Here is a 12519-nt window from a genome sequence, read left to right as displayed (position 1 = left end):
TGAGGGTTTACGGCTCTCTACGCCACGGCTCAGGCGAAGGCGACGTTGTAGAGTCCGCCCGCGATCGCGCCGCCGATGAGCGGTCCGACGACCGGGATCCATGCGTAGCCCCAGTCGGAACCGCCCTTGTTCGGCAGCGGCAGCAGCGCGTGCACGATACGCGGACCGAGGTCGCGAACCGGGTTGATTGCGTAGCCCGTCGGCCCGCCGAGCGAGAGACCGATGCCGACGACGACCAGAGCGGTGACCAGTGCGCCGAGCGTGCCCAGGCCGTTGCCCTCGTTGTTGAGGCCCTGGGTGAGGATCGCCAGGACGAGCACGACGGTGGCGATGATTTCGGTGACGAGGTTCTGCACCGCGTGCCGGATCTCGGGGCCGGTGGAGAAGATGCCCAGCACCGGGCCCGCCTTCGGGGTGGAGGCCTGATCGACCATGGCCTCTTCACCCGGCTGGGTGCCCAGGATTTCCGGATCCGTGAGATGCGCCCGGAACTGCCCGTAGTACGTCAGCCAGACCAGCACCGCGCCGATCATCGCGCCGAGCAACTGGGAGCCGAGGTACAGCGGTACGTCGCTCCACTCGGTGCCGCCCTTGATCGCGAGACCGATCGTGACCGCCGGATTGAGATGCGCGCCGGAAACGCCACCGGCCAGATATGCGCTGGTCAGAACGGCGAAACCCCACCCGAAGGTGATGGCGAGCCAGCCGGCGTTCTGCGCCTTGGAGCGCTTGAGAGTGACTGCGGCACAGACACCGCCGCCGAGCAGGATGAGTACGGCGGTACCTATGGTCTCGCCGATGAAGATATCGGAGCTGGACACCCGCGACTCCTTTGTCCTTCGTCCAGGGAAGCCGAACCCCGGGTCACTCCGGTGGTCCGCGCCCTCATGTGAGGGCGTTTTCCGGCCTTGGCGCTGTCACACCCTAACGCGCATTTCCGTTAGCTGTTCGACAATGCCGACCGGTGAACGGCAGTGTTTCTCTCAGTGAATCAGGCGTCAAGGGTTATGTGGCCTATAACTCGATCGTTACCGACAGCTCATCGGTAACGATCACCGCCGTGGCGGTCAGAAGCGCCGGGCGCCCAGATCCCTGGAGACCGCACGCGCGCAGTCCCGCACCGCGGCGATCAGTTCGGGGCGCAGCTCCCCGTCCGTGCAGACCCGCTCGACCGCGCCGGTCACGGCCACCGCGCCGACCGGCATCCGCCGCCGGTCGTGGATCGGGGCGGCCACCGCGGCCACTCCCTCCCAGGTCTCCTCCACGTCGGCCGCCCAGCCGCGGGCCCGGATGAGGTCGAGCATCGCCTCGAACTCCTCCGGATCGGTGACGGTGTGCGGCGTGAAGGACTGCCGCTCGGCCTCCAGGACCTCGGTGTGCGCCACCGGGTCGTACGCCGAGAGCACCTTGCCCAGGGCCGTGGAATGCAGTGGCTGCATGGCCCCGACCTCCAGGACCTGTCGGCTGTCGTCGGGCCGGAAGACGTGGTGGACGATGAGGACGCCCTGCTGGTGCAGGACCCCCAGATGGGCGCTCTCGCCGCTGGAGCGGGCCAGGTCGTCCGTCCAGACGAGCGCGCGGGCCCGTAGCTCGTGGACGTCCAGATAGCTGTTGCCCAGGCGCAGCAGCTCGGCGCCCAGCTGATAGCGGCCGGACACCATGTCCTGCTCGACGAAGCCCTCGTGCTGGAGCGTGCGCAGGATGCCGTGTGCGGTGCCCTTGGCCAGGCCCAGTGAAGAGGCGATGTCGGACAGCCCCAGCCGACGCTCGCCGCCTGCCAGCAGGCGCAGCATCGCCGCCGCCCGCTCCAGCGACTGGATGTTCTTGGCCATCGCGCCGTACTCCTCCACCTCGGTTCGACAATGCTGAACACTATCGGTCGATGCCGACCTGTGCTCGCTCACAGCAAAACTGCGGCACCACTACGATCCGGACATCCCCCTCGCACAGCATGCCGTCCGTTCCGTGGGACGGAGTGACGGCCCCGGGCGCCGCCCGGCTAGGCTGGCCTGGTGCGCCTTCCGCCGAAGACGCAAAGCCGACAGCCGTCGCATCCCAGGGAGTACATCCATGGCCTCGTCGCCGACCCCTTCCGCCGACAGCCGGAACCGAGCCGAAGTCCTCCGCGAGGCACTTGCCACCCGGGTGGTGGTGGCCGACGGTGCCATGGGCACCATGCTCCAGGCGCAGGACCCCACCCTCGAGGACTTCCAGAACCTCGAAGGCTGCAACGAGATCCTGAACGTCACGCGCCCCGACATCGTGCGCTCGGTGCATCAGGAGTACTTCGCTGTCGGCGTGGACTGCGTCGAGACGAACACCTTCGGCGCCAACCTGGCGGCCCTGGGCGAGTACGACATCGCCGAGCGGGTCTTCGAGCTCTCCGAGTCCGGTGCGCGCATCGCCCGCGAGGTCGCCGACGAGTTCACCGCCTCCACCGGACAGCAGCGCTGGGTGCTCGGCTCCATGGGCCCGGGTACGAAGCTGCCGACGCTGGGCCACGCCCCGTACACCAAGCTGCGCGACGCCTACCAGCAGAACGCCGAGGGCCTGATCGCCGGCGGCGCCGACGCCCTCCTGGTCGAGACCACCCAGGATCTCCTGCAGACCAAGGCATCCGTCATCGGCGCCCGCCGCGCCCTGGAGGCCACCGGCGCCAGTCTTCCGGTGATCTGCTCCGTCACCGTGGAGACGACCGGCACGATGCTGCTCGGCTCCGAGATCGGCGCGGCGCTCACCGCGCTGGAACCGCTCGGTATCGACCTCATCGGCCTGAACTGCGCCACCGGCCCCGCCGAGATGAGCGAGCACCTGCGCTATCTCGCCCGCCACTCGGGCATCCCGCTCTCCTGCATGCCAAACGCCGGCCTCCCTGTGCTCGGCAAGGACGGCGCGCACTACCCGCTGTCCCCGGCCGAGCTGGCCGACGCCCAGGAAACCTTCGTACGCGAGTACGGCCTCTCGCTGGTCGGCGGCTGCTGCGGTACGACCCCGGAGCACCTGCGCCAGGTCGTCGAGCGGGTCCGCGGCGTCGCCGTCACCCCCCGTACCCCGCGCCCCGAGCCGGGCGCCGCGTCCCTGTACCAGACCGTCCCGTTCCGCCAGGACACCTCGTACCTCGCGATCGGTGAGCGTACGAACGCCAACGGGTCGAAGAAGTTCCGCGAGGCCATGCTGGAGGCCCGCTGGGACGACTGCGTGGAGATGGCCCGCGACCAGATCCGCGAGGGCGCCCATATGCTCGACCTCTGCGTCGACTACGTGGGTCGCGACGGTGTGGCGGACATGGAGGAGCTGGCCGGCCGCTTCGCCACCGCCTCCACCCTCCCGATCGTGCTCGACTCCACCGAACTGCCCGTCCTGCGGGCCGGTCTGGAGAAGCTCGGCGGACGTGCCGTCCTCAACTCCGTCAACTACGAGGACGGCGACGGACCCGAGTCCCGCTTCGCCAAGGTCACCGCGCTGGCCGCCGAGCACGGCGCCGCGCTGATCGCCCTGACCATCGACGAGGAGGGCCAGGCCCGTACCGTCGAGCACAAGGTCGCCGTCGCCGAGCGGCTCATCGAGGACCTGACCGGCAACTGGGGCATCAAGGAGTCGGACATCCTCATCGACACCCTGACCTTCACCATCTGCACCGGTCAGGAGGAGTCCCGGGGCGACGGCATCGCCACCATCGGTGCCATCCGCGAACTGAAGAAGCGCCACCCCGACGTGCAGACCACGCTCGGACTCTCCAACATCTCCTTCGGGCTCAACCCGGCCGCCCGCGTCGTGCTGAACTCCGTCTTCCTCGACGAATGCGTCAAGGCCGGTCTCGACTCGGCGATCGTGCACGCCTCCAAGATCCTGCCGATCGCACGCCTCGACGAGGAGCAGGTCAAGGTCGCGCTCGACCTCATCTACGACCGCCGCGCCGAGGGTTACGACCCCCTCCAGAAGCTCATGGAGCTCTTCGAGGGCGTCAACATGAAGTCCATGAAGGCGGGCAAGGCCGAGGAACTCCTCGCCCTGCCGCTCGACGAGCGCCTCCAGCGCCGCATCATCGACGGTGAGAAGAACGGTCTGGAGACCGACCTTGACGAGGCCCTGCAGACCCGCCCGGCCCTTGACATCGTCAACGACACCCTCCTGGAGGGCATGAAGGTCGTCGGCGAGCTCTTCGGCTCCGGCCAGATGCAGCTGCCGTTCGTGCTCCAGTCCGCCGAGGTCATGAAGACTGCGGTCGCCTATCTGGAACCGCACATGGAGAAGTCCGACACCGAGGGCAAGGGCACCATCGTCCTGGCCACCGTCCGCGGGGACGTCCATGACATCGGCAAGAACCTCGTCGACATCATCCTGTCCAACAACGGCTACAACGTCGTGAACCTCGGCATCAAACAGCCCGTCTCCGCGATCCTGGAGGCCGCGCAGGAGCACCGCGCCGACGTCATCGGCATGTCCGGCCTCCTGGTGAAGTCCACCGTGATCATGAAGGAGAACCTGGAAGAGCTGAACCAGCGCAAGCTGGCCGCCGATTTCCCGGTGATCCTCGGCGGTGCGGCCCTCACCCGGGCCTATGTCGAGCAGGACCTCCACGAGATCTACGAGGGCGAGGTCCGCTACGCCCGCGACGCGTTCGAGGGGCTGCGCCTGATGGACGCCCTCATCGCGGTCAAGCGCGGCGTCCCCGGCGCCACCCTCCCCGAACTCAAGCAGCGCCGCGTCCCCCAGCGAGACACGGCGGTCCTGGAGATCGACGAGCCCGAGGAGGGCGTCCGCTCCGACGTCGCCGTCGACAACCCGGTCCCCACCCCGCCGTTCTGGGGCACCCGCGTCGTCAAGGGCATCCAGCTCAAGGAGTACGCGTCCTGGCTGGACGAGGGTGCGCTCTTCAAGGGCCAGTGGGGGCTCAAGCAGGCCCGTGCCGGTGACGGACCGACGTACGAGGAGCTGGTCGAGACCGACGGCCGCCCGCGCCTGCGCGGCTGGCTCGACAAGCTCCACACCGAGAACCTGCTGGAAGCCGCCGTCGTCCACGGCTACTTCCCCTGCGTCTCCAAGGGCGACGATCTGATCCTGCTCCACGAGGACGGCTCCGAGCGCACCCGCTTCACCTTCCCGCGCCAGCGCCGCGGCCGCCGCCTCTGCCTCGCGGACTTCTTCCGCTCCGAGGAGTCCGGCGAGACGGACGTGATCGGCCTCCAGGTCGTCACTGTCGGTTCGAAGATCGGCGGCGAGACCGCCAAGCTCTTCGAGGCCAACTCCTACCGCGACTACCTGGAGCTGCACGGCCTGTCCGTACAGCTGGCCGAGGCCCTCGCCGAGTACTGGCACGCCCGGGTCCGCTCCGAGCTCGGTTTCGGCGGTGAGGACCCCGTCGATGTCGAGGACATGTTCGCGCTGAAGTACCGCGGCGCGCGCTTCTCGCTCGGTTACGGCGCCTGCCCCGACCTGGAGGACCGGGCGAAGATCGCCGAGCTGCTCCAGCCCGAGCGGATCGGTGTGCATCTCTCGGAGGAGTTTCAGCTGCACCCGGAGCAGTCCACCGACGCGATCGTCATCCACCACCCGGAGGCGAAGTACTTCAACGCGCGGTAAGACGCCGTTCAGCGCGCGGTAGCAGGACAAGACGTACACTTGTCGGTCCAGTGCAGGCCGGTCGCCCTTCCCGTGAATGGCGGCCGGCCTTCTCGTCCCTTACGGAAGGTGTGCCGGATGACCAGCACGGTTCCCGCGTCCATGACCCGCACGGCCGAAGGCGCCGCGCTGCAGGCCGTCCTGCTCGACATGGACGGCACTCTCGTCGACACCGAGGACTTCTGGTGGGACACCGAGGTGGAGGTCTTCGCCGAGCTCGGGCATCAGCTCGACGAGGCCTGGCGGGATGTGGTGGTCGGCGGGCCGATGACCCGCAGCGCTGGCTACCTCATGGACGTCACCGGCGCGGACATCACCCTCGCCGAACTCACCGTGCTGCTCAACGACCGCTTCGAGAGGCGCATCGGCCGCGGGGTGCCGCTGATGCCGGGCGCGGCACGGCTGCTGGCCGAACTGGCCAGGCACGAGATTCCCACCGCCCTGGTCTCCGCCTCGCACCGGCGGATCATCGACCGGGTGCTGGACTCGGTGGGCCACCACCACTTCTCCCTCACCGTCGCGGGCGACGAGGTCTCCCGTACCAAGCCGCACCCGGAGCCCTATCTCACCGCCGCGTCCGGCTTCGGGGCGGTTCCCGGGCTCTGTGCGGTCATCGAGGACACCGCGACCGGCGTCGCGGCTGCGGAGGCCGCGGGCTGCCGGGTGGTCGCCGTACCGTCTGTCGCACCCATCGCCCCCGCTTCCGGCAGAGTGGTCGTGCGTTCGCTCGAAGAAGTCGATCTCGCATTTCTCCGGAGCCTGGTCACAGGAATGCAATGATCCGTGCACCGAGAGTGTTTCTGTGAATGGATTGAAAAACTCCGGGCGTCGGACGGTGCGTTTTCTGTCATGCGTAGGTGTGCGCAAGCCGGGCGTACGGCAAAGGGCAGAAAAGGCTCCGGGTGTGAACCTCATCACCTGAATGCTCCCGAGGGCTCCTTGAGATCTGCCGATATGCCCCTTTTCGGGCGTCGAAGTGTCCTGATTGGTGGAGTTCTATGCAAACCTCCCGGCAGGGGGAAACGACTCGCCGCTATTTCCCGTCACCGTCTGATTACGTATCGGGAGATCTTCGGTCCGCCATTGCCGATGACGCCTACTAGTGTCGCTTTCTCCATGCACGGATGAGGGAGAGCGCCCAAGATGAACCGCACGACTCTGGTGCTTCCGGCCGTCCTCGGCCTGCTCGTACCCGCACTCGCCGCCTGCGGTGCGCCGGGCGGCGAGGACGATGGCCGGGCCGCCATCGTTGTCGGCACCACGGACCAGTTCGTCGCCTCCAAGGACAACCCCGCGCCGTTCGACCCCGCCATCGGCTACGAAGTGGGCGTATGGAATGTGCTCCGGCAGACCGTGCAGACCCTGGTGCATGTGCCGCGCGGCGGGGGTGAGCCGGTGCCCGAAGCCGCGGAGAGCTGCACCTTCACGGACACGCAGAACGAGAGCTACCGCTGCAAGCTGCGCAGCGGTCTGCAGTTCGCCGACGGCACGGCGGTCACCGCCGACGACGTGAAGTACTCCATCGACCGCGTCATCCGCGTCAACGCTGCCAACGGGCCCGCCGCCCTGCTCGCCAACATCGATATGGTCGAGACCCGGGGTGAGCGGGAGGTCATCTTCCATCTCCGCACGCCGGACGCCACGTTCCCGTACAAGCTCGCCACCCCGGCCGCCGGGATCGTGCCGCGGAGCAAGTACGCGGCCGAGTCCGCGCGGGCCGGATTCCAGGTGGACGGCTCCGGTCCGTACGTCATGAAGCCGGAAGTCGAGAACAACCGGGTCGTCAAGGTGCTCTTCACCCGGAACCCCCGCTACAAGGGGGATCTGGAGGTACGGAACGACAAGGTCGAGCTGGCTCTCTTCCCCGATGCGCAGGCGATGGGGAAGGCCCTCGAAGACAAGAAGATCGACATGATGACGCGCACCATGTCGCCCAAGCAGACCCAGCAGCTGCTCGAAAACTCCGAGGACGGCATCAAGGTCACCGAACTGCCTGGCCTCGAGATCAGCTATCTCGGCTTCGACACCAACGACCCGGCCGTGAAGAACAAGGCCGTCCGCCAGGCCATGGCCCAAGTTGTCGACCGCGGTGAGATCGCGAGCAAGGTGTACGGCACCACGGCCGAGCCGCTGTACTCGCTGATCCCGTCCGGCATCACCGGGCACACCAATTCGTTCTACAACAAGTACGGCGAGCCCAGCACGCCGAAGGCCGCGGAGATCCTGCGCGCCGCGGGCGTCGAGACCCCGGTGAAGCTCACCCTCCACTACACGACCGACTACTACGGCGATGCCACCGCGACCGAGTTCGAGATCCTGAAGAAGCAGTTCAACGACACCGGGCTGTTCGATGTCACCGTCGAGGGCACCGCGTGGGAGAAGTACCGCCCCGCACAGGTGCGCGGCGACTACGCCGTCTACGGCATGGGCTGGTCCCCCGACTTCCCGGACCCCGACAACTACATGGCGCCGTTCCTCGACAAGAACAACTTCCTCAACACGCCCTACAAATCGGACCTGGCCCAGAAGACGCTCATCCCGCAGTCCCGCCGCGAGACCGACCGCAGCGCTTCGGTCAAGACCTTCCAGCAGCTCCAGGACATCGTTGCCGAAGACGTCCCCGTCCTGCCGATCTGGCAGGGCAAGCAGTATGTCGCCGCCCGTGAGGACCTCACCGGCGTCGAGTGGGCGGTCAACTCCTCCGCCGATCTCCAGCTCTGGGAGCTCGGCGACGGCACCGTCTGAGCACGGACGACGCCCCGGCCGGAGCCGGCCGGGGCGGAGCCGACTCCAGGGCCGCTTCCCGGCCCGTCCGCTCATCCGCTCACTGGGCGCCGGGGCGCACCAGGCCGCTCTCGTACGCGTACACGGCCGCCTGCACCCGGTCGCGCAGACCGAGCTTGGTCAGCACATGGCCGACATGCGTCTTGACCGTCGTCTCACTGACGAACAGATCCGCGGCGATCTCCGCATTCGACAGACCGCGCGCCACCAGCTTCAGCACCTCGACCTCACGGTCCGTCAGCGTGTGAAGGGTGTTGGGCACCGGATCCTCGCCGGACGGCAGATGGTCCGCGTACATGTCGAGCAGCCTGCGGGTGATGCTCGGAGCGAGCATCGCCTCGCCCGCAGCGACCACGCGGATGGCCTGCACCAGCTCATCGGCCGGAGCGTCCTTCAACAGGAAGCCGCTGGCACCGGCGCGCAGCGCCTCCACCACGTACTCGTCGAGATCGAACGTGGTCAGCACCAGCACCTTCGCCGGACCGTCCCGGCCGGGACCGGTGATCTGACGCGTCGCCTCGACGCCGTCCATCCGCGGCATACGGATGTCCATCAGCACCACATCGGGCTGCAGCGCCCGCACCTGGTCGAGAGCCTGGAGACCGTCACCGGCCTCGCCCACCACCGCGAGATCCCCCTCCGCCTCCAGAATCATCCGGAAGCCGGTGCGCAGCAGCGGTTGGTCATCGACCAGTAGGACGCGGATAGCCACAGGGTCTCCTTAAAGTCCTTCGAGGGCCACAGGCCGACCGGCCTCAGCACGGACCGGATCCATTCTGCCCTGGGCTTCCTGCTCCGGCTCCGCCGGGCGTACTGACAACGGATAGACCGGCGGAGTGCCGCCGAATTCAGGGCAGACCGACTGGTGGTCGCACCAGCCGCAGAGCTTCGTAGGCCGGGGCCGCCACTCGCCCGTCTCCGTCGCCAGCCGGATCGCGTCCCAGAGCGCCAGCAGCTTCCGCTCGACGCGCTCCAGATCCGCCACCACCGGGTCGTACGTCATGATGTCGCCGCTGCCGAGATAGACGAGCTGGAGCCGGCGCGGAACCACGCCCTTCAGCCGCCAGATCACCAGGGCATAGAACTTCATCTGGAAGAGCGCGCCCTCCGCGTACTCCGGGCGCGGCGCTTTCCCCGTCTTGTAGTCGACGATCCGGACCTCGCCCGTCGGCGCCACATCGATGCGGTCGATCACCCCGCGCAGCCGCAGCCCCGACTCCAGCTCCGCCTCGACGAACAGCTCCCGCTCGGCGGGCTCCAGGCGCGTCGGATCCTCCAGCGAGAACCACCGCTCCACCAGACTCTCCGCCTCCGAGAGCCAACGCGCCAGGCGCTCGCCCCCGGCATCCTCCGCGAACAGCTCCGACAGCTCCGGCTTCGACTCCAGCAGCCGGTCCCACTGGGCAGGGATCAGCGCCGTGGCCCGGCCGGCCGTGCGCTCCACCGCCGGGTTGTCGAAGAGCCGCTCAAGCACCGCATGCACCAGCGTGCCCCGGGTCGCCGCTTCGCTGGGCTTCTCCGGCAGTTTGTCGATGACCCGGAAGCGGTACAGCAGAGGACACTGCATGAAATCGCTCGCCCGCGACGGCGACAGGGACGAAGGCGGCTGAGGAGGCCGCGGCAGGGAGGTCATGTCGAAGACCCTACGGCCCGCCACTGACAGCCGGCGGCATACCATCGACCACACACCCTCGAACACTGCATGATCGTGCCGTACGGCACCGACCGAAGGGACCTCGTGGACGAGAGCGGCGACAGCGGGCGGCCGCAGCCCGGTGCAGGCGGAACCGCCCCCGACGCCGGCCCCGAGAAGAGCGAACCGCGGCGCCCCGAAGAGCCCGGCGGCGGCCTGCTCATGGGGCGTCTCTTCGGTGTGCCCGTGTACGTCGCGCCCAGCTGGTTCCTCGTGGCCGCACTGATCACCTGGGTCTTCGGCGGTCAGCTCGAACGAGTGCTGCCCGAGCTCGGCGCGGCTCGCTATCTGGTCTCCCTCTTCTTCGCAATCGCCTTCTACGCCTCCGTACTCGTCCACGAACTCGCCCACACGGTCGTCGCGCTGCGCTACAAGCTGCCGGTGCGCCGCATCCAGCTCCAGTTCTTCGGCGGCGTCTCCGAGGTCGAGAAGGAGTCCGAAACCCCCGGCCGTGAATTCGTTCTCGCCTTCGCCGGCCCCCTGCTTTCCCTGGTGCTTGCCGGGCTCTGCTACGCAGGGATGACGTTCGTCTCGCGCGGTACCGTGCCCGGTGTCCTCCTCGCCGGACTGATGATCTCCAACCTCCTGGTTGCCGCCTTCAACCTCCTCCCCGGCCTCCCGCTCGACGGCGGACGCATGCTTCGCGCCGTCGTCTGGAAGATCACCGGGCGGCCGATGAGCGGCACCGTCGCCGCCGCCTGGGTCGGCCGCGCGCTCGCCGTCGTCACCCTCATCGGTCTCCCGCTGCTCACCCACACCGGCTCCTTGGGGAACAACCCCCGGGACCTCAGCGGCTTGGACACCGTCACCGACGCGCTGCTCGCCGCCATCCTCGCCGCCATCATCTGGACCGGGGCGGGCAACAGCCTGCGCATGGCCCGACTGCGCGAGCACCTTCCCGGACTGAGCGCCCGCGCCCTCACCCGGCGCGCGGTCCCAGTGCAGGCCGCCACCCCGCTCTCCGAGGCCCTGCGCCGCGCCAACGAGGCGGGCGCCCGCGCCCTTGTCGTCGTCGACGGATACGGCGAACCGCAGGGCGTCGTCCGCGAGACGGCCATCGTCTCCGTCCCCGAACACCGCCGCCCCTGGGTCGTCGTCAGCGGCCTCTCCCAGGACCTCACCGACGGCATGAAGATCTCTGCCGAGCTGGCCGGCGAAGCACTCCTGGACAGGCTCAAGGCCCACCCCGCCACCGAATACCTCGTCCTCGAGGAGACCGGCGAGATCTACGGTGTGCTGTCCACCGCCGACGTCGAACGGGCATTCGTCGCTGCCCTGGCCAGGCCCACCACCTGACCGCCCGGCATCCGCCCGGGCTCGCGGCCGGGGCGCGGGGAATCACAGGTACGCTGGTCACATGTCTGAACCGACCGGTGCCGCCCGCCGACGCGGGCCCTTCAAGGTCGGGGACCAGGTCCAGCTCACCGATCCCAAGGGACGCCACTACACCTTCACGCTCGAAGCCGGAAAGAATTTCCACACCCACAAGGGTTCTTTCCCGCACGACGAGCTGATCGGTGCCCCCGAGGGCAGTGTTGTCCGAACCACGGGAAACGTCGCCTACCTCGCGCTGCGCCCCCTGCTCCCCGACTACGTCCTGTCCATGCCCCGCGGCGCCGCCGTGGTCTACCCCAAGGACGCGGGGCAGATCCTGGCTTTCGCCGACATCTTCCCCGGCGCCCGCGTCGTGGAAGCCGGCGTCGGCTCCGGCTCGCTCTCCACCTTCCTGCTGCGCGCCATCGGCGACCAGGGCATGCTGCACTCCTACGAGCGCCGCGAGGACTTCGCCGAGATCGCCCAGCAGAACGTGGAACGCTACTTCGGCGAACCGCACCCCGCCTGGCAGCTCACCGTCGGCGACCTCCAGGACAACCTCTCGGACACCGACGTCGACCGGGTCATCCTCGACATGCTCGCTCCCTGGGAGTGCCTGGACGCCGTCTCCAAGGCACTCGTGCCCGGCGGCATCCTCTGCGCGTACGTCGCGACCACCACCCAGCTCGCCCGGACCGTCGAGTCCATCCGTGAGATGGGCTGCTTCGCCGAACCGCAGCCCTGGGAATCGATGATCCGCAACTGGCACGTCGAGGGCCTGGCCGTCCGTCCGGACCACCGCATGATCGGCCACACCGGCTTCCTCGTCACCGCCCGCCGCCTGGCCGACGGTGTGGAGGCCCCGCTGCGCCGCCGCCGCCCCGCCAAGGGCGCCTACGGCGAGGACTACGACGGACCCGGCAGCCAGAGCGGCTCCTCCCGCGGCTGAGAGGCCGGGGGCCCCATCCGAGGGCATCTGGGCGCCTTGGAATTGCACGCACCGGACCGCGTCCGCTTTCCGATCGGAAGCCATCCGACAGCCTCTGAGCCCCACAACGAACCGGCACCGCCGCCGAGTTCCCGGCACGAAGACGAGGTCGGCGGCG

At 68.5% G+C, this 12519-nt stretch carries 9 protein-coding genes; 5 read left to right on the top strand and 4 right to left on the bottom strand.

Annotation, left to right across the window (positions count from 1 at the left end):
* Window positions 1-29 precede the first annotated feature (29 nt).
* Both ABT115_RS25075 and ABT115_RS25070 read right to left on the bottom strand, forming a co-directional pair.
* Window positions 30-821, bottom strand: a complete 792-nt coding sequence (locus tag ABT115_RS25075) for an MIP/aquaporin family protein (RefSeq protein WP_351793919.1) — start codon at window positions 819-821, stop codon at window positions 30-32.
* A gap of 246 nt (window positions 822-1067) precedes the next feature.
* Window positions 1068-1832, bottom strand: a complete 765-nt coding sequence (locus ABT115_RS25070; protein WP_351793917.1) for an IclR family transcriptional regulator — start codon at window positions 1830-1832, stop codon at window positions 1068-1070.
* A 238-nt stretch (window positions 1833-2070) separates the two neighbouring features.
* Here ABT115_RS25070 and metH point away from each other — a divergent pair, with 238 nt between their 5' ends.
* The 3 genes from metH (at window position 2071) to ABT115_RS25055 (ending at window position 8367) form a co-directional block, all read left to right on the top strand.
* Complete coding sequence (gene metH, locus ABT115_RS25065) at window positions 2071-5583, top strand: methionine synthase (protein ID WP_351793914.1); 3513 nt, start codon at window positions 2071-2073, stop codon at window positions 5581-5583.
* Between the two features lie 117 nt (window positions 5584-5700).
* Window positions 5701-6402 (top strand): HAD family hydrolase, encoded by a 702-nt coding sequence (locus ABT115_RS25060; protein ID WP_351793911.1) that lies wholly within the window; start codon window positions 5701-5703, stop codon window positions 6400-6402.
* Between the two features lie 363 nt (window positions 6403-6765).
* Window positions 6766-8367 carry an ABC transporter substrate-binding protein gene (locus ABT115_RS25055; RefSeq protein WP_351793909.1) on the top strand — a complete coding sequence of 534 codons (1602 nt, stop codon included), beginning with the start codon at window positions 6766-6768 and terminating at the stop codon, window positions 8365-8367.
* Between the two features lie 79 nt (window positions 8368-8446).
* Here the strand turns inward: ABT115_RS25055 and ABT115_RS25050 are convergent, their stop codons facing one another.
* Together ABT115_RS25050 and ABT115_RS25045 are read right to left on the bottom strand one after the other, a co-directional pair.
* On the bottom strand, window positions 8447-9118 hold the full coding sequence (locus ABT115_RS25050; protein ID WP_351793906.1) for a response regulator: 672 nt from the start codon (window positions 9116-9118) through the stop codon (window positions 8447-8449).
* 9 nt (window positions 9119-9127) lie between these two features.
* Window positions 9128-9973: a RecB family exonuclease gene (locus ABT115_RS25045; RefSeq protein WP_351794010.1), complete on the bottom strand. Its 846-nt coding sequence runs from the start codon at window positions 9971-9973 to the stop codon at window positions 9128-9130.
* A 171-nt stretch (window positions 9974-10144) separates the two neighbouring features.
* Between ABT115_RS25045 and ABT115_RS25040 the strand changes: the two genes are divergently transcribed.
* Complete coding sequence (locus tag ABT115_RS25040; RefSeq protein WP_351794007.1) at window positions 10145-11395, top strand: site-2 protease family protein; 1251 nt, start codon at window positions 10145-10147, stop codon at window positions 11393-11395.
* Window positions 11396-11456: 61 nt separating this feature from the next.
* Complete coding sequence (locus ABT115_RS25035) at window positions 11457-12362, top strand: tRNA (adenine-N1)-methyltransferase (RefSeq protein WP_351793904.1); 906 nt, start codon at window positions 11457-11459, stop codon at window positions 12360-12362.
* The last annotated feature ends 157 nt before the right edge of the window (window positions 12363-12519 follow it).

This window comes from Streptomyces sp. NPDC001832 (genome assembly GCF_040297265.1).
In the GTDB taxonomy this organism is placed as follows: domain Bacteria; phylum Actinomycetota; class Actinomycetes; order Streptomycetales; family Streptomycetaceae; genus Streptomyces.
This window is presented reverse-complemented; position numbering and strand designations above follow the sequence as displayed.